Source organism: Bhargavaea massiliensis (assembly GCF_018390575.1).
In the GTDB taxonomy this organism is placed as follows: domain Bacteria; phylum Bacillota; class Bacilli; order Bacillales_A; family Planococcaceae; genus Bhargavaea; species Bhargavaea massiliensis.
This window is the reverse complement of the sequence record NZ_JAHBCJ010000009.1, coordinates 72,319-90,684: the sequence shown is the minus strand read 5'-3', so window position 1 is coordinate 90,684 and position 18,366 is coordinate 72,319. Positions and strand designations below refer to the sequence as shown.

The following is an 18,366-nucleotide window of genomic DNA, read 5'->3' as shown; positions in this document are numbered from 1 at the left end:
TTCCTCCATTCCAACCGATAGTATAGCATGGCTGAGGGGTATGGAGGGAAGGGGAGGCAGGCTAGCCAAGAGACGGAAATATTTTCTCCGGTACGGAACTCCCTGGCCTCCCGGAACGTAGAAGTACTATCTTGATCATGGAGGGATTATCATGTCCTTTACGGAACAGCTTGCGGAGATTCCATGGGGATTGGTCTGGCCGCTGATTGCCATCCAGCTGATTCTCATGACCGCTGCACTGATCGACCTGAACAGAAAACGCTCGACGAACGGCCCGGTCATTCTCTGGGTATTCATCATTATTTTCATTAATACAATCGGTCCGGTGCTTTACTTTACGGTCGGGAGGCGGCATTCGTGAACCCGGTGCTGGAGGTATCAGGTCTCACAAAGCAGTATGAAGGATTTCGTGCGGTCGACGGGCTGACGTTCTCGCTCGCGGAGCATACCGCGACAGCACTGATCGGGCCGAACGGATCAGGCAAGACGACGACGCTCTCCATGCTGGCCGGGCTGCTCCGGCAATCGTCAGGCACGATCCGATTCAGCGGCTCCGGGAAAGATCCTCGCAGCGCCATCGGATTTCTGCCACAGTATCCGAACTTCTTTCCATGGATGACAGCCATGGAGTACATGGAACTCGCAGCCGGACTGAGCGGTCTCGGGGGCCGCGAAGTGCGAACGGCATGCGAGAAGACGCTCGGTTTTGTCGGCCTTGGCGATGCCGGAAAAAAGCGGATCGGCGGCTTTTCAGGAGGGATGAAGCAGCGGCTCGGCCTTGCCCAGGCGATCATCCACCGGCCGGCGCTTCTTCTTCTGGATGAACCGGTGTCCGCGCTTGACCCGGCGGGCCGGCGGGAAGTGATGAAAATGCTGAAGGAACTCGGCGAATCCACAACCATCCTGTACTCGACCCATATCCTGAACGACGCGGAAGAAATGACCGACCAGCTGCTGTTTTTGCGTAACGGCCAGCTGATCGAACAGGGGCCGCTCCGTGAAGTCAGGGAAAAATATGGCGGAACGGGATACCGGGTCCTGTTCGATGATAGGAAAGCGGCGGAGCGGTTCGCCGGAGCGGCGCCGTGGGATGCAAACACAGATGGCTCGGCTGTCACAATCTCGGGGGAAGCAGTCTCGATGGAAGAACTGCTCCGTTTCGCAGCAGAACACCATGAGGATATCACCGACATTGGCAGGGCTTCAGTTAGGCTGGAGGACATCTTCATGAAGGTGGTGGAAAAGCCGTGAAACAGTTCAGCCTTTTTCTCGGCAAGGAATGGCGTGAGCAGGCGAGAAGCTTCAAGCTCGTGTGGGTGCCGCTCGTCTTCATCTTTTTTGGTGCACTCGAGCCGCTCACTTACCATTTTCTTCCCCAGATCCTGGAGAGCGTGGGCAACCTGCCGGAAGGGGCGGCGTTCACGCTGCCGGATATGACAGGAGCGGATGTATACGCTTCGCTCACCGGTCAGTACCAGACAGTGGGGCTGCTTGTCCTCGTGCTGGCATTTATGGGGTCGCTGTCCGGAGAGCGGAAAAGTGGCACCGGAACACTCTTGTACGTAAGGCCGGTCTCCTACACGGCTTATTACCTGTCGAAATGGACGGCGGCCGTAGGGCTCGCGGTATTGTCCGTCTGGCTCGGATACGGCATGGCGGCTACCTATATGGTGCAGCTGTATGATTCGGTGCCCGGATTCCCGGATGTTACCCTGTTTCTCCTTGTCATGGCGGCTTGGATCGCATTTGCCGTCACGCTCACGCTGACGGCAAGCGCAGCGCTTCCAACGGGCGGTGCGGCGGGAGCGGCGCTTGGCATCCTGTTTATCGGGCTGATGATCGACGGACTCGTCGGGACGTATTGGACATGGTCCCCGTGGAAGCTGCAGGCGCACGGGCTGGCGTATCTGACGGGCAGTCCGGACTCCGGCGACCTGGCAGGGTCTCTGATCGTGACGGTTGTATTGACGGCTCTGTTGGTTCTGTTAGGCATCCATCAGTCCCGGAGAAATGCATCAAAAGCTAAAGTTTAAGAGGGGGAGGAAGATGACAACCCGAAATTCCGAACGGTTCCTGGTCGCCTTTAACCGGATTGAAAAGGCGCTCGAGAAAATGACTGGCTCCAGCACGTATGTCTCTTTTTTCAAACTCATCGACTATGCCAAGAGGAAAAACGCCATCATACGCCGTTTCGAGGATGACTTGAGGGAATATGGTGACTTGCGCAATGCGATTGTTCACCACCGGACCGCTGTCGAATACGCCATCGCCGAACCGCATGATGAGGTCGTGGAGAAGATTGAGCGGATTGACCGCACGCTGACCGAGCCGCCTGTTGCAGGAGAGCAGTTCCGCCGGCGGGTACACATTTTCGGCCCGGACGATTCCCTCGCGGATGCACTCCGCATGGCAGAGAAAAAGAAGGACTTTCAGATACCGGTCTATGATCGCGGTGATTTCCGCGGCCTGATCTCTCCTTCCGGGCTGATGGAATACTTGGCCGAAACAGTCGAGGATGACGTCATTTCCCGGGAAATAACGACTCTTTCCGACATTCTCCTCCATATCCGGACCGGCCGCTCTTATGAATTCATCTCCGCTGATCTGTCCATTTATGCGGCCGAGGAAATGTTTTCGGAAACCGTCGTGAAAGGACGCCGGCTGGATGCACTGCTTATTACGGAAAGTGGCAGGCGGGATGAAACGCTTCTGGGCATCATCACGCCGTGGGATCTGATGAAAATAGAGTGACGGCGGGGGGAAGTCTCCTGCACCCAAAAGCCCCCGGGCGGCAACCAGGCCGCCCGGGGGCTTTTTCACACCCTCAGTTTTCGTCTTCAAGCGTCTCTTCGTTTTGCTGATAGTCTGCGCCGGGGAACTTCTGGGTGGTCGAGGAGTCATGTTTGGTCATCCGGTTATGGTTTTCCTCGATCTCCTCCTGTTTCCGGTCTTCTATGGGAATGGCGTCGACATGCTTCATATCCTCATCCCTGTCGTAGATGCTCTCGCCTTCCAGTCCCTTCATGTTTTCCGGGTTGTCCTTATTCTCGGGAGTCAGGTCCAGTTCCTCTTCCATTCCCCAAGTTTCTTCTACCTTTTTCTTTTCTTGGCGTTTTTCCATATTACGCACCTCTTTCCTTTATTGACCGGTTATTGCCTCATTTTTCATGGTGTTCCGGAGGCTTTCCTACCTTTATTATTTCCATGCGGGCAGCGCTTCAAACCAGGAGCGGCAGGGTTCACGGCCATTGACTCTTTCATTTTTGTAATAGTTTCAGACTCTGTTACCCGGGTAAACACCAAGTAGTCGCACCTCAACATCAACAACGAAAAGATGGAGGGATTCAGAATGGTAAACAGAAAGTATATCGGTACGTATCGCACAGAAGAAGAAGTGATGAACAAGATCGAGCAGCTGAAGGCGGAAGGCTATGACGAGTCAAGCCTCTACGTCGTCACGAACAACTCGGACAACCTGAATACACTGCGGGGACGGATGGATGTCGACGCACGCGGCACGGATGATGACCGAGGATGGCTCGACCGCTTCATGGACTTCCTCGGCGGCGACGAAGCAAACCGCGGCGCCTTCAATGACATGGGCTTCACGGAAGAAGAAGCTAACCAGTATTACAACGATGCACGTGACGGCGGCATCCTGCTATTTGCTGATGCAGACTACGGCCATGTTGGCGGAGACACGATGAACAGCACCAATGTCGGCCATTACGACTCCGGTGTGATCGGCGAGAACGGCATGACAGTGGATGCGCCTCCGCTCGGCGAAGGCCGCGGCGAGACAGTCGGCTCCGGGCGCTACACGGAGAGCGAGCATCTCCACACCAATGCGCTTGAACATGACCACCACGACCATCTGCATGACGATGACGATGAAGCACGCCTGCGCCTTCATGAAGAAAAACTGAATGTCGACAAAGAGCGCGTTCAGACAGGCGAAGTGGACATCGACAAGCATGTGGTTACTGACGAACAGACCGTGGAAGTACCGGTCACCCGTGAAGAAGTGTATGTCGAGCGCCGCAAAGTGGATGGCGAATCGGCCACAGGCGAGGTGTTCGAGGACGATGACAGCATCCGCATCCCGGTAACTGAAGAGCGAGTCGAAGTAACGAAGCGTCCGGTCGTCAGCGAGGAGATTGTCGTCGGAAAACGCGAAGTCCAGGATACGGAGACAGTCAGCGAAACAGTACGCCGTGAAGAAGTGGATATCGACAAATCCGGCAACGTGCATGAAGAAATGGGCCGTGCAGGCGGTGAAACCCGTGCGTTCAAAGAATCGGCGGCAGATTTCGATATCAACGACGACGAAGATCTCGAGTTGCGAAATCGTAATCTGAACGACCGCGACCGTCTGTAAAGGAAAGTTACTCATTCAGCAAGGAGGAATGCGAAATGGCAGACAAAGAAAATGGTTTCTCGGATAAGATGAAAGGCGCTGTCAACAAGGTGAAGGGCGAAGCAAAAGACCAGTGGGGCAACGCCACGAACGATACTTCCATGCAGGCTGAAGGCAAGTTCGACAAAGCCAAAGGCGATGTCCAGGACAAAGTCGGTGAATTAAAAGACAAGTTCTCCGATGCCGAGCGCTAAACAACGATCAATCAAACCGGGGGGGCTAAGCCTCCCCGGTATTTTTTAATTAAAAATAGGACGAAGGTCCATGTTGAAAAACCGAAAAAAGACGGAAAAAAACTAAAAACATGACTAACTATCGTTGAATGAATTTTCTAATATCTTTATAATGGAAGAAAAAGAGAATGGGGAAAGGCGGGAGTGGAATGAAGTTGAGAAAGGGCAGGTATGCCAGGTGGCAAGGGAAAGACTATGAGCTTGCATCTTATCAGCGCATTTATTACTTGATGACGGATGATTCTTCCCTGGCGGGCAAGGGATTTCGTCCGCAGGAAGGGCGCCCGGGCCGTTATATCCGGGAAGTCTCCATCAAGGAGCTTGAAGATGCCTATGAAGTCATTCCCTATGCAATGTACAAGAGCCACCGGTTCACCATCGAGGGAGAAACCAAAGAAGGAAAGCTCGTCATGGTCACGAGCGACCCCTATGTGCAAAATGACGTAATGGTAAAGCCGTATGGGCGCCACGAATTCATTGTCGAAGTGTCACCTGATGAGGTTGACGTCGGGGAAGATCGAATAGGGATCCTGGGCTTCACCGCACAGCCTCCCATTTATCAGAAATATCAGAAGTAGTGAAAAAAGGATATGTTATAATAATAAGGTTCACCTAAATGGCGAGCCTTTATATTTGTCAAAAATAAAAAAAGGCGGAGGTTTTGGAATGCTTGTTTTTGATAATGTTTCTAAAGTTTATCCAGGTGGCAAGCGGGCCGTTGACCACCTGCAACTGGAAATTGAGGAAGGGGAATTTGTCTGTCTGATCGGGCCAAGCGGCTGCGGCAAGACAACGACGATGAAGATGATCAACCGGCTTGTCCGGCCGTCAGAAGGAAAGATCCTCCTGAACGGAGAGAACTTGCTTGATAAAAATGTCGTCGAACTTCGTAGGTCAATCGGCTATGTGATCCAGCAGATCGGTCTGTTTCCTCATATGACGATTCGTGACAACATCGCACTGGTCCCGAGACTCAAAGGCATATCTGCCGAAGAGCGCAATAGGCGCGCGGAAGAGCTGATGGAGCTCGTCAACATGCCGAAGGAATTCCTCGACCGTTACCCTCATGAACTGAGCGGTGGCCAGCAACAGCGTATCGGTGTGTTGCGGGCGCTTGCCTCAGACCCGCCGCTCATTCTCATGGATGAGCCGTTCGGTGCCCTCGATCCCATCACACGTGATTCCCTCCAGGCTGAATTCAAGAATCTTCAGCAGTCCCTCGGCAAGACAATCATCTTTGTCACTCATGACATGGACGAAGCACTGAAACTGGCAGATAAGATTGTGATTATGCGGGCAGGAAAGATTGTCCAAGTCGGTTCGCCCGATGAAATTCTCAGGCATCCGGCCGATGAATTTGTTGAAGATTTTATCGGGAAAGAGCGTCTTGCCCAGGCCAGGCAGCAACTCCAGACGGTCGGCCAGATCATGAACCCGAATCCCGTGTCGGTCGGCATGGGAGAAACTCTCTCCCAGGCTGTCAAGCTCATGCGCAAGCGCCGGGTCGATTCCCTGCTTGTCACAGACGGGGCAGGCGTATTTCGCGGCTGGGTGACGGTCGAGATGATCGAGCATCACAAAAGCTGGGATGCAGCAGTTGCGGATATCATGGAGACGGATGTCCCGACGGTCCGTGCAGATACGCTTCTTCGCGATGCGACGCGGAATATCCTTGTCCGTGGCCTGAAGTACGTCCCGGTCGTGGATGAGCGGAAACATCTGGCCGGCATCCTTACCCGGACAAGCCTCGTTGATGTCCTGTACGATTCCGTCTGGGGAGATGCGGAAGACGAGTCTTCCGGTATGACTGACGGGGAGGGAGCCTGATGGACAGCATCCGAAGTTTCTTTTCCGAATACGGGGCGCTCCTTGCCGAAAAGACGTGGGAGCATCTGTACATTTCTTTTGCGGCACTGGCACTGGGCGTGATTGTTGCGGTTCCCCTAGGCATCCTGCTTGTCCGGCTGCCTAAAATCGCGGGAATCATCATGGGCATCGCCGGTGTCGTCCAGACTTTTCCGAGCCTTGCGATCCTCGCATTCTTTATTCCGCTCCTCGGCATCGGGAAAGTACCGGCAATTGTGGCCCTGTTTCTTTACTCGATGCTGCCGATTCTCCGGAATACATATATCGGCGTTAAAAATCTGGATCCGAATCTGCTGGAGGCTTCCCGAGGCATGGGCATGACCACTTTCCAGCGCACAACACGTGTCGAGCTCCCGCTTGCCGTGCCGGTGATCATGGCAGGAATCCGGATGTCCGCGGTTTACCTGATCGGCTGGGCAACCCTTGCCTCGTTTATCGGGGGCGGCGGGCTCGGCGACTTTATCTTTGATGGGCTGAACCTGTTCCGTCCGGATCTGATTATTGGCGGAGCGGTGCCTGTCACGCTTCTAGCCATCCTTCTCGACTGGCTTCTCGGCAAGCTGGAGAAAACGGCGACGCCGATCGGTATCCGTCTGGAAAGGGGGGAAGCGTGATGAAGAACCGTCTGCTCAGGGCCGGTCTGATTGTCATGCTAGCCGCCCTTCTTTCGGGATGCTCGCTTCCGGGGCTCGGAGGCGGCGCGGACGGCACGATCCGCATATCGACCCTGACCCACACCGAGACACAGGTGCTCGGGCATATGCTCCGCCACCTGATTGAAGAGGAAACCGATCTGAAAGTCGAGATGGTCGAGAACCTCGGCACCTCGATCATCCAGCATCAGGCGCTTACCTCGGGACAGGTCGACATCACCGCGGCGCGCTACACGGGAACAGACATGGCGGCGATTCTTGATGTCGAGCCCATGAAAGACCCTGACGAAGCGATGGCATTTGTCCAGAAAGCGTTTGATGAGCGCTTTGACCAGATCTGGTATGACTCGTACGGTTTCCAGAACACATATGCCTTCACCGTGACGGCTGAACTCGCCGAGGAGGAAGGGCTTGAGACGGTCTCCGACCTGGAGAAAGTCGCCGACAGCCTGACGCTTGGTGTCGACAACAACTGGCTGAACCGCCAGGGCGATGGGTACCCGGGCTTTGTTGAGGCTTATGGCTTCGAGTTCGGAGAAGCGCTCCCGATGTCGATCGGCCTTGTCTACACGGCGGTCAAAAGCGGAAAAATGGACGTCGTTCTCGCCTACAGCACCGACGGCCGGCTAAAGGCGTTCAACCTGAAGACACTTGAAGACGATCAGCGCTTTTTCCCGCCTTATGAAACGTCGCCCGTCACACGCAAAGATGTGATCAAGAAACACCCGGAGCTGGATGAGCTGCTCCGGCGGCTGGCCGGCAAGATCGATGCGGAGACGATGACCCAGATGAACTATGAGGCTGACGTCAATAAAAAAGAGCCGGCCATCGTCGCAAAAGAGTTCCTCGAAGAACACAACTATTTCAGGGACAAGGGAGAGTGATGGAATGGAGACCATCCAGGAACTGTGGACTTACTATCAGCTGAACGGATCCTACGTCATGGAACAATTCTTCCGCCATTTCCTCATGTCGGCCTACGGCGTGCTGTTTGCTGCCATTGTCGGCATCCCGGCGGGCATCCTGATTGCCCGCTACGGCAAGCTGAGCGGCTGGGTGCTCACGGCGGCCAACCTGATTCAGACCATCCCGGCGCTTGCCATGCTTGCAGTCCTCATGCTCGCAATGGGGCTTGGCGCCAACACGGTCGTGATGAGTTTGTTCCTTTACTCGCTTTTGCCGATCATCCGGAACACCTACACCGGCATCCGGAGTGTGGACAGTTCGATTCTGGAGGCAGGGCGCGCCATGGGGATGACAGGTGCCCAGCGGCTGTTCATGGTTGAACTGCCGCTGTCGCTCTCGGTTATCATGGCCGGCCTCCGCACAGCGCTCATCATCGCAATCGGTGTCGCGACGATCGGCGCCTTTATAGGCGGCGGGGGCCTCGGGTCCATCATCATCCGAGGCACGAATATCACCGACGGCGCTGCAATTATCCTCGCCGGCGCCATCCCGACCGCCCTCATGGCGGTCGTTGCGGACATCGTCATGAGCTGGATTGAAAAAGCGCTCTCGCCCGCCAACCAGAAGCGGGCCGCCAAAACCGGCACGGCAAAAACATAAGATTGAATGGACTGCCCCCGCATCGACGTGCGGGGGCTTCTTGTGCTGCGGCCGCGGACTGACGTGTTGCTGCCGTGCCGGACGTGCGTCATGTTCTGCCGGTCTTCACCGTACAATTCCGATAACCGGATTTCGTTTCCGTCATCAGTTCTCATGCGGTACAATGAGAACACTTTGAAACTCCCGTTTTCCAAGGGAGAAAGGAAGACTGTTATGAAGAAACTTCTCCTGTTCCTGTTGCTGATCGTGGCGACTGCAGCATATATCTTCTATGATAACGGGCGACTGTCGGTAACCGACTATTCCGTGTCGGACTCCCGGATTCCAGAATCGTTCGACGGGGTGAAGATTGTCCAAGTTTCGGATGTCCATGACGCGGAGTTTGGCGGGGAACAGGCGGACCTGATCGAGACCGTCCGCCGGGAAAATCCGGATTATATTTTCCTGACCGGGGACTTTATCGACAGCAATCGGTATGACCTGGACCGCAGCATGTCGATGATTCCTGCACTTACCGGAATGGCGGAAGTTTTCTATGTGACCGGAAATCATGAAGTCGCGACCAATGAGGTGGAAGAAATCACATCCGCCCTTTTAAATGCAGGGGTCCGCGTGCTCCGCAATCAGGCAATGGTGGTCGGTTCGGGAAACGGCAGCATTGCGATCGCGGGCATCGATGATCCGCTTACCGGCGTCGGCATGGAAGGGGAGGACGCGTTCACCCGCCGTGCGATCGAGCGGGCGACCGCGAATGTGCCGGAAGGGATGTTCACCATCCTGCTGGCCCACCGCCCGGAGCAGTTCGGGACATATGCCGAAATGGGCATTCCGCTCGTGTTTTCAGGACATGCGCACGGCGGCCAGGTCCGCATCCCGTTCGTCGGCGGGCTTAACTCGCCCGGGCAGGGCTGGTTTCCGGAGCTGACTTCAGGCATCCACGAACAGGGCAACACACAGCTTGTCATCAGCCGGGGGCTCGGCAACAGCCAGATTCCGCTCCGTCTCCTCAATACACCGGAGATCGTCTCTGTCACTCTCCAATCCGAATAACGAAACGGCACCCGGGCAAGGCGGCTTCAGCCGCTGCCCGGGTGTCTGATTTCCATGAGGCGGTCGTCTCCTGCCCGGGGTGTTCCCCGACCGTCCGTATTGTTGGTGATGAAATAAACCGAATCGCCGTCCGAGAACACGTCGCGTATCCGGCCGAAGCCCCCGATTTTTCTGAGAAGGCTGCCGGTCTCCGGATCGAACACGAGAACTGCTTCGCCCCTGAGTGCCCCTGCGTAAAGCCGTCCCCGATGATAGGCCAGGCCGGACGGTGCCCAGGTTTCGTCATTGCCGGATGTCGCAATCGGCCGCTCCATGCCTTCCCGTTGTTCCGTCCCCTCGATCACCGGCCATCCGTAGTTTCGCCCTTGTTCGATGCGGTTCAGTTCATCGTTGGCAGACTGGCCATGCTCGGTCGCATACATCACACCATCCTCGTCCCATGCCAGCCCCTGGGGATTCCGGTGTCCGATCGTGTACACCTCGAATTCTCCGCCCGCGTTCATCCTGAGGATTTTGCCGTTCAGCGACTCGGGCTCCTGCGCAGTTCCGGGCTCGAACCTGTCACCGACTGTCGCGAAAAGGCTACCGTCCGGGGACAGGGCTAGCCTGCCGCCGTGGTGCACCGGGCCCGACATGACCATGTCCAGATGGATGTCCGTCTCGTGCCATCCGGCATCGCCGCGCCTGAGCGTGACGATCCGGTTCACCGGCCCGGCCGGCCCCTCAAGCGTGTAGTAAGCATAGGCCTCGCGATTTTCATCGAATCCGGGTTTCAGCACAAAGCCCATGAGACCCGCCTCCGCCGCGCCGGACAGCGGAGCGGAAAGCTCCGTATCCAGCCTTCTCACTGTGCCGTCCGTTCCGACCTCGGCAACGGTCCCGCCCCGCTCCGAAATATAGAAAGTCTCTCCGTGCCGGTCGATCGACCAGGGGGAGCGCAGCCCTGCCGCGACTTCCGTGATCTCTTCCTGCAGTCCGCCCCGATCCTGATCAGCACCTTCATCAATTGGACCTACCGTTTCCACCGCTTTGTCCGAACAGCCTGCCATGATTAGCAGGAGAACAACTGCAGATGCGATTCTCTTCATCCTGATCCTCCCTTAGCCGATGTTTTCTATATCATACCCGCTGCGCCTTCTTCCGTCCTTCCGCCTCTTTGCTATAATGGGAGAATCAGTGGATGGGAAGTGTTGTAAATGGAGAACAGGACGAATCGACCCCCTTATACAATGAGAGATGCCGCATTCTGGAAGGTTATCGGCGCACTCGGGTTTGCCTCGCTGTTCGTGTTCGCGGCGATGTATACGACGCAGCCGCTCCTGCCGCTGTTCACGGAGGAGTTCGGCGTGTCGGTTTCTTCGTCCAGTTTGTCCGTCTCTCTTACGACGCTCGGGCTGATCCTCGGCCTGCTCGTCATCAGTTTTTTGTCCGACCGGCACGGGCGCACGCTTTATATCAAATGGTCGGTCGCGCTTTCGGTGATTCCATTTTTCATCATGCCGCTGACTGACACGTTCGGGTTGATTCTCTTTCTCCGTTTTCTGCAGGGCTTCACGCTCGCAGGGGTTCCCGCGGCCGCAATCGCTTATATTAACGAGGAAGTGGACAGGAGAAGCGTCAGCTTCGCGACTTCGCTTTACATCGCGACAAACGCCCTCGGCGGAATGGTGGGACGTGTGCTGACAGGGTATGTGACCGAGCATTATTCCTGGCAGTCGGCGTTTTACGGCTTGGGCATTTCCGGGGCGCTGGTCGCTGTAGCGGTCATTTTCCTCCTGCCGAAATCAAAACGGTTTGAGGCGGCGGACGGGACCGTCAGGCAGGACATGGAGGCATTCCTGTTTCATCTGAAAAACCCGCTCCTTCTGATCTCATTCGGCCTCGGAATCGTCCTTCAGTTGAGCTTCACCGGTGTCTGGACGTTTTTGCCGTTCCATCTGCAGGGAGATCCCTTTGGCCTGTCGCTTGAGGCGATATCCTATACATACTTTGCCTACGGCATCGGCGTAATCGGCTCGCCGCTGGCCGGCTGGCTGTCCGACCGGCTCGGCATCCGGCCGGTCCGGATGGCAGGCATACTCATCCTTTCGGCAGGAATTCTGATCACGCTTGCGGACAATGTCACGATGATCGTCGTCGGCCTGTGCGTCATCTGCCTTGGCTTTTTTACCGCCCATTCGCTTACGGCAGCCACCGTCGGCCGCGATGCGGCCCATCACAAGGGCAGCGCCTCGAGCCTGTATCTTGTTTCCTATTATGTCGGAGTCGCCGCGGGAAGCACACTTTTGTCGCCGCTCTGGACGGCGGGTGGCTGGAAACTCCTGATTCTGACCACTGCAACCGTCCCGGTCATTTACCTTGCATTTGCCGTCTCCGCGAGAAAGCGGCTTGCGGCACACGCGTAATACTCTATGAAAGCATTAGAAAAGCCATGCACCCGAACGGACGCATGGCTTTTCTTGTATCTTATTTGAGGAAATCCGGCAATGTGTTCAGGTCAATGCCGAACACGACCGGCAGCAGGAACCAGATAAACAGCGGTACAAGGACGACGCCCATGATGTTGAGGGCAAATCCGGCCTTCGCCATATCCGGGATCCTGAGATAACCGGAACCGAACACGACCGCGTTCGGTGGCGTCGCGACCGGCAGCATGAACGCACAGGAAGCGGCAACACCGGCAGCGACCATGAGTGCGAACGGATGGACACCAAGCGCGACTGCAAGTGCTCCCATGATCGGGTACATCATAGCGGCTGTTGCGGTATTGGACGTAATCTCAGTCAGGAAGATGACAAGCGCCGTAACGACAATGATCACGACAATAAGCGGAACCGCATCAAGTGCCGTCAGCTGTCCGCCGATCCATTCAGAAAGCCCTGATCCGACAAAGCCGGCCGCAATCGCGAGGCCGCCGCCGAACAGGAGCAGGATGCCCCATGGCAGCTTGACGGCCGTCTCCCAGTCAAGGAGGCGGTCGCCCTTTACGTTAACCGCTGGGATGACGAACAGGACGATTGCAAAGAGCATGGCAATGACTCCGTCACTGATGCCCGGCAGGAAGTTCTGCAGGAAGAACGAGCGCGTGATCCAAGAAAATGCAGCAAGAACGAAAATTGTGAACACCAGCTTTTCCTCCGTGGAGGCGCTGCCCAGCTTTTCTTTCTCGGCATGGATCATCTCACGGCCGCCGGGCAATTCTTTGATTTTCTGTGGAAAAGCGATCTTTACAAGGTACAGCCAGATCAAGAGGATGAACAGCCAGGCGAATGGAGTTCCGAAAAGCATCCACTGGCCAAAGGAAATCTCGATGCCGTACATTTTTTCCATGGCTGCGGCGAGTGCCGTGTTTGGCGGGGTGCCGATCAGCGTCGCAATCCCGCCAACAGAGGCGGAGTAGGCGATTCCGAGCATAAGCGCCTTGCCGAAACCGAAGTTTTCCTGCGAGGTATCCACAGAAGGGTCGTTTTTAAGCGCATCGGCGACCTGATAGGTAATGGCAAGGCCGATCGGCACCATCATCATTGCAGTCGCCGTATTGGAGATCCACATTGACAGGAATCCGGTGGCGACCATGAAGCCCAGCACAATCCTGTTCACGTTCGTGCCGATCGCCGAGATGATCGTGAGGGCAATGCGCCGGTGAAGATTCCACTTTTCCATCGCGAGCGCAATCATGAAGCCTCCCATGAAGAGGAAGATGTTTTCGTCTCCGTAGGCAGATGCAGTCGCCTTTACGTCCAGCCCGCCGGCAAGAGGAAAGAGGACGAGCGGCAGAAGGGACGTGACCGGAATCGGCACCGCCTCGGTGATCCACCAGGCGGCCATCCAGACGGTTCCCGCCAGAATGGCGCGCGCTTCCGGTGACAGTCCTTCCGGATTAAAGAGGAACAGGATCAGAAAAAAGAGGAGCGGTCCGGCAATGAGGCCAATCAGCTGGGCAGTCGTATAGCTGCGCTCATTCCTTTTGCTGTCCGGGTCCTTCTCCGTGTACCCGAAAGGCGTCCCCGACCCTTCGGCATTCATCATCACTTTGTTTGGACGGATAAAAAATGTAAAAAGCCGTTTGGCTTCATCATGCCAATCCCACATCCGGGACCAGGCGTTCTGGAACATATGTATAACCCCCTTTGTAGTCCGCTGTGACTACACAGCCTACATTATTATACGTTGTGTTGCATCACAGAAACAATCAGTTTTTTAGAAGAATGCAGATTATTGCTACAAACTGCTCCGGAAAAACGAAGATTCCAAGGTTCTTTTATCATAATTTTGGCATGGCGGGGTTTACCTTCATAGGGGCAAGGGAAACGGAAGAAAGACCAGTATATGGGCGAGAAGCATGCATTACCGTATAAAAAGGATAACCGGGAGGTATGCTTCGTTGTAGATTTCCCGTATTGGAAGAACCACAAAGGAGGAATAGGCATGGCGGATGAAAAGAAAGATGTGTCCCGTCGCGATTTTCTCAAGACGGCAGGCGTGGCGACAGGCGCCCTGGTCGGCGGCGGTGTGATCGGCGGCCTGATTGGGTACAACGCAAAGGACGGTGGTTCCGCGACCAAAGAAGGGGAGCGGAGCGGAGGCAGGGCTGACCAGTCGGCGGGCTCACCGAGCGGCAGGATGTTCTTCACGAACGACCATGACTTCAATGTTCTTTCGGAAGCGACTGAGCGGATTTTCCCTGAAGATGACCTTGGTCCTGGGGCGATCGGTCTCGGCGTGCCTTATTTTATCGACCATCAACTGGCCGGGGCTTACGGCAACAATGAAAAAGAGTATATGCAGGGGCCATTCTACGGCGGCGAGGTGACCCAGGGCTATCAGACCCGTCTCCGCCGCAAGGAGATCTTCCTTCAGGGCATCCGAAAGCTGGAGCAGGAAGCTCAGGGCCGGTTCGATAAAAGCTTCACCGATCTCGAAGGCGAGCAGATGGATGAAATCATCACGGCTTTCCAGAAGGACGAAGTTGAAATGGAAGGCGTCACGGCAGGCTTCTTCTTCCGGCTCCTCCGTTCTGCAGTTTTGGAAGGGGCTTATTCCGATCCAATGTACGGCGGCAACCGGGGCATGGAAGGATGGAAGATGAAGAACTTCCCTGGCCACCAGGCAGCCTACATCGACAAAATTGACAGCGAAGAGTTCCAGGAAATCGATCCTCAGTCCCTTGGCGGACATCACTGATTTAGGAGGGGTAATGAATGGCAACTACATTGGACAAAGTTGATGTCGTAACAGTCGGCGCAGGCTGGACGGGCGGCATCATTGCTGCAGAGGCAGCAAAGGCGGGCCTGAAGGTTGTGAGCATCGAGAGGGGCCGCGAGCGGGGGACGGAAGATTATTTGCGTGTCCACGATGAATATCGCTACGCCATCCGTTATGAACTCATGCAGGACCTGTCGAAGGAGACGGTCACCTTCCGGAACCGGCGCGACCAGCGGGCGCTTCCGATGCGGACGATGGGATCATTCCTTCTTGGTGAAGGGCTCGGCGGAGCAGGCACTCACTGGAACGGCCATACATGGCGTTTCCTTCCGTATGATTTTGAGATCAAGACAATGACCGAGAAAAAGTATGGCGCAAACAAGCTTGGAAAGGAGTATCAGCTCCAGGACTGGGGAATTACATACGACGAACTGGAGCCGTACTTTGATAAATTCGAATACACGGCGGGGATTTCCGGCGATGACAAAAACCCGTTTGCCGGAAAACGCTCCAACCCATACCCGACACCGCCAATGAAGAAGACTCCGATCCTGGAGAAGTTTGAAAAGGCGACGAGTGACCTGGGATATACACCGTTCATGCTGCCGTCTGCCAACCTGTCGGAAGCTTACACCAACCCCGACGGCCAGACGATCAATGCCTGCATGTACTGCGGCTTCTGTGAGCGGTTCGGCTGTGAATACGGGGCGAAGACTTCTCCTGAAATCACTGTCATCCCGACCGCCAAGGAAACCGGTAACTTTGAAGTGCGCTTCCATTCGAATGTCGTCGAGATCCTTCATGAAGGCGGCAAGGCAACGGGAGTCCGTTACATCAACTGGATGTCCGGCGAAGAATTTATCCAACCGGCGGAAACGGTCGTTCTGACAAGCTATGTCATGAACAACGCCAAGCTCCTCATGGTATCCGACATCGGCGAGATGTATGATCCGGAGACAGGCCGCGGCACGCTCGGCAAAAACTACTGCTATCAGATTCTTCCTGGAGCGACGGGCTTCTTTGATGAGCAGTTCAACACATTCATGGGAGCGGGCTCGCTCGGCATGTCGATTGATGACTTCAACGGAGATAACTTTGACCACAGCGATCTGGACTTTATCCACGGCGGCAGCATGTCGCTCACCCAGACCGGCGTCCGGCCGATCGCCAGCAACCCGGTTCCGCCGGATACGCCGGCATGGGGAGCGGAATTCAAAAAGGCATCCATCGAAAACTATACACGGACCCTCAACATCGGGACCCAAGGGGCTTCTATGCCTCACCGGGACAACTACCTGACACTGGATCCGAAGTATAAAGACGCTTACGGGGTACCACTCCTGCAGCTCACCTACAACTTTACGGACCAAGACCGTGCCCTCCATAAGTTCATCACGGAGAAAGCGGTGGAGATCATGGAGAAGATGGGAGCAAAGCAGACGGTCGGAAGCAACCCGATCACAGACTACGATATCGTCCCTTACCAGACCACGCACAACACCGGAGGCACAATCATGGGGGCCGACCCGGAAACAAGCGTCGTCAACAACTACCTGCAGCATTGGGACATGGACAACCTGTTTGTCATCGGCGCGGGGAACTTCCCTCACAACGGCGGCTACAACCCGACCGGCACAGTCGGCGCACTCGCCTACCGCTGCGCGGAAGGCATCATCAAATACAGCAAAGAAGGCGGCTCGCTGGTTTAAGTGCGCAAGGCGGCTGCCTAGCTCCGACAGGCATAAGACGATTTGCGCAGGGGGCCTGCCCCACGGAGCGAAACGGCTTATGACCCGAGGAGCTGCCGCCTGGAGCCGGATAGTCTAAGTGCTGAAGGCGCCGCTAAGGGGCGACAGGCATAAGGGCTTCCTGCGCAGCGAGGCCCGCCCCGTCGGAGCGGGAAAGTTAATCGAAGCGGGGAAGTCAAAGAGGTTTACCCTTTCCTCCCCAGTGGAACTCTATTAATAAAAGGAGGCGATCCGCATGGGTGGTATCGCAAGCATCGGTGTTCCGGGGCTGATCATCATCCTTGTCATTGTCCTGATTCTATTTGGCCCGAGAAAGCTTCCTGAAGTCGGTTCGGCCGTCGGCAAGACGCTGTCCGAGTTCAAGAAGTCGGCGAAAGACATCATGGAAGACGATGATGACAAGCACAAGCCGAGAAAAGATGAGTTGAAGGAAGAACGTAAAGAAGCGTAACGGCAGGACCGGCCGGGGCCGCCCGGCGGCTTTGGGCCGGTCTGCCGTTTTTGGCGTTTCACTAAGATCATGAAGCGTTCAAAGACAGGAAGTGATCAAGATGGATCCGTACGGAAATGATTACAATGCCACACTGAGCCCTCTCGACAAACAGAAAGCCGAAGAGAAAAAGGCGGAAATCGAGAAGCAGGGGAAGGTGTCCGGAGAGGCGGCAGAAGAGGAAGCAACTGCTGAAACGCTTGTTCAGGCGGCTCAGGAGCAGGGCGCAGGCACACCGCCTCCAGAAAAGCCTCCACAAGGCGGGGCTGAGGATGGGGATGGGGAAAACTACATCACCCATCTCACTGATCTGCGAAAGTCGCTGGTCAAAAGTACCGTCGTCTTCTTGGTTGTATTCATTGCGGTCTTTTCGACCATCAACCTATGGTTCCCGTATGTCACAAAGGGCCATGAGTTGGTGATTCTCGGCCCGCTTGAGGTCGTGAAGTTTTACATGACCATGTCAGCGGCGATTGCTCTGGGACTCTCTCTGCCGTTCCTGTGCCACTTTATCTGGCAGTTTGTGAAGCCGGGCCTGAACGAAAATGAGTCGAGATTCATCGGACTGTATTCGCCGGTGATGCTGCTTCTCTTTATTGGAGGCGTCGCGTTCGGGTACTTTATCATCCACCCGCTCAGCTACGAGTTCCTCCTCGGATTCGGGGCGGCCAATTTCGATATCATGGTGTCGGCGCAGGAGTACATGCGTTTTCTGCTCATGACGACGATGCCGGTCGGCCTGTTGTTCGAGCTTCCGATTGTGGCACTGTTCCTCGGATCAATCGGTCTGCTGACAGCGGATACGATGAAAAAAGTCCGCAAATGGTCCTATGTTTCCCTTGCGGTCATTTCAGCCCTGATCACGCCCCCGGACTTTATCAGCCAGCTGCTGGTTCTTATTCCGATGGCAGTCCTCTATGAAGCGAGCATTTGGCTTGTCCGTCGAGCGGAACGCAGGCAGGAGCAGGCTGCGGTGGCAGAATAATTCATACGGTTCAACGAGCGGTTCCCGATCAGGGAGCCGCTTTTTTCGTCGTATTAATAGATATAGACTACAAATTGAAAGATTCTGATAAAAAAATTAACTAATATATTGCATTCTTCCTGATTCAGTAGTAGGATAATAAACATCACCTCT

Annotated in this window: 20 protein-coding genes; 17 read left to right on the top strand and 3 right to left on the bottom strand. The window is 55.5% G+C overall.

Annotated features, from left to right (window positions below; all coding sequences use genetic code 11):
* Positions 1-151 precede the first annotated feature (151 nt).
* The 4 genes from KHA84_RS13460 to KHA84_RS13445 are packed head-to-tail and all read left to right on the top strand — an operon-like array spanning position 152 to position 2,751.
* Positions 152-361 carry a PLD nuclease N-terminal domain-containing protein gene (locus tag KHA84_RS13460; RefSeq protein ID WP_213424031.1) on the top strand — a complete coding sequence of 70 codons (210 nt, stop codon included), beginning with the start codon at positions 152-154 and terminating at the stop codon, positions 359-361.
* Positions 358-1,251, top strand: coding sequence for an ABC transporter ATP-binding protein (locus tag KHA84_RS13455; protein WP_213424030.1), 894 nt, complete (start codon positions 358-360; stop codon positions 1,249-1,251). The genes KHA84_RS13460 and KHA84_RS13455 overlap by 4 nt, the downstream gene beginning before the upstream one ends.
* A complete protein-coding gene (locus KHA84_RS13450) occupies positions 1,248-2,033 on the top strand; it encodes an ABC transporter permease (RefSeq protein ID WP_213424029.1) in 786 nt (261 codons plus the stop codon). The genes KHA84_RS13455 and KHA84_RS13450 overlap by 4 nt, the downstream gene beginning before the upstream one ends.
* 13 nt (positions 2,034-2,046) lie before the next feature.
* The gene (locus KHA84_RS13445; RefSeq protein WP_213424028.1) at positions 2,047-2,751 is read left to right on the top strand and encodes a CBS domain-containing protein; all 705 of its coding nucleotides are present in this window, start codon (positions 2,047-2,049) and stop codon (positions 2,749-2,751) included.
* Positions 2,752-2,824: 73 nt separating this feature from the next.
* On the opposite strand, the gene KHA84_RS13440 is transcribed toward KHA84_RS13445, so the two are convergent.
* Complete coding sequence (locus KHA84_RS13440) at positions 2,825-3,121, bottom strand: hypothetical protein (protein ID WP_213424027.1); 297 nt, start codon at positions 3,119-3,121, stop codon at positions 2,825-2,827.
* A gap of 228 nt (positions 3,122-3,349) precedes the next feature.
* Here KHA84_RS13440 and KHA84_RS13435 point away from each other — a divergent pair, with 228 nt between their 5' ends.
* The 8 genes from KHA84_RS13435 to KHA84_RS13400 all read left to right on the top strand — a co-directional run bounded on the left by KHA84_RS13435 (position 3,350) and on the right by KHA84_RS13400 (position 9,785).
* Positions 3,350-4,378: a YsnF/AvaK domain-containing protein gene (locus tag KHA84_RS13435; protein WP_236823286.1), complete on the top strand. Its 1,029-nt coding sequence runs from the start codon at positions 3,350-3,352 to the stop codon at positions 4,376-4,378.
* 35 nt (positions 4,379-4,413) lie between these two features.
* Positions 4,414-4,611, top strand: a complete 198-nt coding sequence (locus KHA84_RS13430; RefSeq protein WP_213424026.1) for a CsbD family protein — start codon at positions 4,414-4,416, stop codon at positions 4,609-4,611.
* A gap of 188 nt (positions 4,612-4,799) precedes the next feature.
* A complete protein-coding gene (locus KHA84_RS13425) occupies positions 4,800-5,228 on the top strand; it encodes a hypothetical protein (protein WP_213424025.1) in 429 nt (142 codons plus the stop codon).
* Positions 5,229-5,316: 88 nt separating this feature from the next.
* Positions 5,317-6,477 (top strand): betaine/proline/choline family ABC transporter ATP-binding protein, encoded by a 1,161-nt coding sequence (locus tag KHA84_RS13420; protein WP_213424024.1) that lies wholly within the window; start codon positions 5,317-5,319, stop codon positions 6,475-6,477.
* Positions 6,477-7,130: an ABC transporter permease gene (locus KHA84_RS13415; protein WP_213424023.1), complete on the top strand. Its 654-nt coding sequence runs from the start codon at positions 6,477-6,479 to the stop codon at positions 7,128-7,130. Before KHA84_RS13420 ends, KHA84_RS13415 begins: the two co-directional genes overlap by 1 nt.
* Positions 7,130-8,053 (top strand): osmoprotectant ABC transporter substrate-binding protein, encoded by a 924-nt coding sequence (locus tag KHA84_RS13410; protein WP_213424022.1) that lies wholly within the window; start codon positions 7,130-7,132, stop codon positions 8,051-8,053. The genes KHA84_RS13415 and KHA84_RS13410 overlap by 1 nt, the downstream gene beginning before the upstream one ends.
* A gap of 4 nt (positions 8,054-8,057) precedes the next feature.
* Complete coding sequence (locus KHA84_RS13405) at positions 8,058-8,735, top strand: ABC transporter permease (protein ID WP_213424021.1); 678 nt, start codon at positions 8,058-8,060, stop codon at positions 8,733-8,735.
* Between the two features lie 213 nt (positions 8,736-8,948).
* Positions 8,949-9,785, top strand: coding sequence for a metallophosphoesterase (locus KHA84_RS13400; protein ID WP_213424020.1), 837 nt, complete (start codon positions 8,949-8,951; stop codon positions 9,783-9,785).
* Positions 9,786-9,811: 26 nt separating this feature from the next.
* Here KHA84_RS13400 and KHA84_RS13395 read toward each other — a convergent pair whose 3' ends face one another.
* On the bottom strand, positions 9,812-10,873 hold the full coding sequence (locus KHA84_RS13395) for a PQQ-dependent sugar dehydrogenase (RefSeq protein ID WP_213424019.1): 1,062 nt from the start codon (positions 10,871-10,873) through the stop codon (positions 9,812-9,814).
* A gap of 108 nt (positions 10,874-10,981) precedes the next feature.
* Here KHA84_RS13395 and KHA84_RS13390 point away from each other — a divergent pair, with 108 nt between their 5' ends.
* Positions 10,982-12,190, top strand: a complete 1,209-nt coding sequence (locus KHA84_RS13390) for an MFS transporter (protein WP_213424018.1) — start codon at positions 10,982-10,984, stop codon at positions 12,188-12,190.
* Between the two features lie 61 nt (positions 12,191-12,251).
* Here KHA84_RS13390 and KHA84_RS13385 read toward each other — a convergent pair whose 3' ends face one another.
* Positions 12,252-13,901 carry an SLC13 family permease gene (locus KHA84_RS13385; protein ID WP_213424017.1) on the bottom strand — a complete coding sequence of 550 codons (1,650 nt, stop codon included), beginning with the start codon at positions 13,899-13,901 and terminating at the stop codon, positions 12,252-12,254.
* A 312-nt stretch (positions 13,902-14,213) separates the two neighbouring features.
* Here KHA84_RS13385 and KHA84_RS13380 point away from each other — a divergent pair, with 312 nt between their 5' ends.
* The 4 genes from KHA84_RS13380 (at position 14,214) to tatC (ending at position 18,213) form a co-directional block, all read left to right on the top strand.
* On the top strand, positions 14,214-14,969 hold the full coding sequence (locus KHA84_RS13380; RefSeq protein ID WP_213424016.1) for a gluconate 2-dehydrogenase subunit 3 family protein: 756 nt from the start codon (positions 14,214-14,216) through the stop codon (positions 14,967-14,969).
* A gap of 17 nt (positions 14,970-14,986) precedes the next feature.
* On the top strand, positions 14,987-16,699 hold the full coding sequence (locus tag KHA84_RS13375) for a GMC family oxidoreductase (protein WP_213424015.1): 1,713 nt from the start codon (positions 14,987-14,989) through the stop codon (positions 16,697-16,699).
* A 274-nt stretch (positions 16,700-16,973) separates the two neighbouring features.
* Positions 16,974-17,189, top strand: coding sequence for a twin-arginine translocase TatA/TatE family subunit (gene tatA / locus KHA84_RS13370; RefSeq protein WP_213424014.1), 216 nt, complete (start codon positions 16,974-16,976; stop codon positions 17,187-17,189).
* 100 nt (positions 17,190-17,289) lie between these two features.
* Positions 17,290-18,213 (top strand): twin-arginine translocase subunit TatC, encoded by a 924-nt coding sequence (tatC, locus tag KHA84_RS13365; RefSeq protein ID WP_213424013.1) that lies wholly within the window; start codon positions 17,290-17,292, stop codon positions 18,211-18,213.
* Positions 18,214-18,366 lie beyond the last annotated feature (153 nt).

Bases quoted from the DNA above. Each gene is read 5' to 3' on its own strand.
- KHA84_RS13380 (WP_213424016.1), top strand. From the start codon at position 14,214: ATGGCGGATGAAAAGAAAGATGTGTCCCGTCGCGATTTTCTCAAGACG.
- KHA84_RS13430 (WP_213424026.1), top strand. From the start codon at position 4,414: ATGGCAGACAAAGAAAATGGTTTCTCGGATAAGATGAAAGGCGCTGTC.
- KHA84_RS13375 (WP_213424015.1), top strand. From the start codon at position 14,987: ATGGCAACTACATTGGACAAAGTTGATGTCGTAACAGTCGGCGCAGGC.
- KHA84_RS13385 (WP_213424017.1), bottom strand. From the start codon at position 13,901: ATGTTCCAGAACGCCTGGTCCCGGATGTGGGATTGGCATGATGAAGCC.
- KHA84_RS13460 (WP_213424031.1), top strand. From the start codon at position 152: ATGTCCTTTACGGAACAGCTTGCGGAGATTCCATGGGGATTGGTCTGG.
- KHA84_RS13390 (WP_213424018.1), top strand. From the start codon at position 10,982: ATGGAGAACAGGACGAATCGACCCCCTTATACAATGAGAGATGCCGCA.
- KHA84_RS13395 (WP_213424019.1), bottom strand. From the start codon at position 10,873: ATGAAGAGAATCGCATCTGCAGTTGTTCTCCTGCTAATCATGGCAGGC.
- KHA84_RS13435 (WP_236823286.1), top strand. From the start codon at position 3,350: ATGGTAAACAGAAAGTATATCGGTACGTATCGCACAGAAGAAGAAGTG.
- KHA84_RS13410 (WP_213424022.1), top strand. From the start codon at position 7,130: ATGAAGAACCGTCTGCTCAGGGCCGGTCTGATTGTCATGCTAGCCGCC.
- KHA84_RS13415 (WP_213424023.1), top strand. From the start codon at position 6,477: ATGGACAGCATCCGAAGTTTCTTTTCCGAATACGGGGCGCTCCTTGCC.
- tatA (WP_213424014.1), top strand. From the start codon at position 16,974: ATGGGTGGTATCGCAAGCATCGGTGTTCCGGGGCTGATCATCATCCTT.
- KHA84_RS13420 (WP_213424024.1), top strand. From the start codon at position 5,317: ATGCTTGTTTTTGATAATGTTTCTAAAGTTTATCCAGGTGGCAAGCGG.
- tatC (WP_213424013.1), top strand. From the start codon at position 17,290: ATGGATCCGTACGGAAATGATTACAATGCCACACTGAGCCCTCTCGAC.
- KHA84_RS13405 (WP_213424021.1), top strand. From the start codon at position 8,058: ATGGAGACCATCCAGGAACTGTGGACTTACTATCAGCTGAACGGATCC.
- KHA84_RS13425 (WP_213424025.1), top strand. From the start codon at position 4,800: ATGAAGTTGAGAAAGGGCAGGTATGCCAGGTGGCAAGGGAAAGACTAT.
- KHA84_RS13400 (WP_213424020.1), top strand. From the start codon at position 8,949: ATGAAGAAACTTCTCCTGTTCCTGTTGCTGATCGTGGCGACTGCAGCA.
- KHA84_RS13440 (WP_213424027.1), bottom strand. From the start codon at position 3,121: ATGGAAAAACGCCAAGAAAAGAAAAAGGTAGAAGAAACTTGGGGAATG.
- KHA84_RS13445 (WP_213424028.1), top strand. From the start codon at position 2,047: ATGACAACCCGAAATTCCGAACGGTTCCTGGTCGCCTTTAACCGGATT.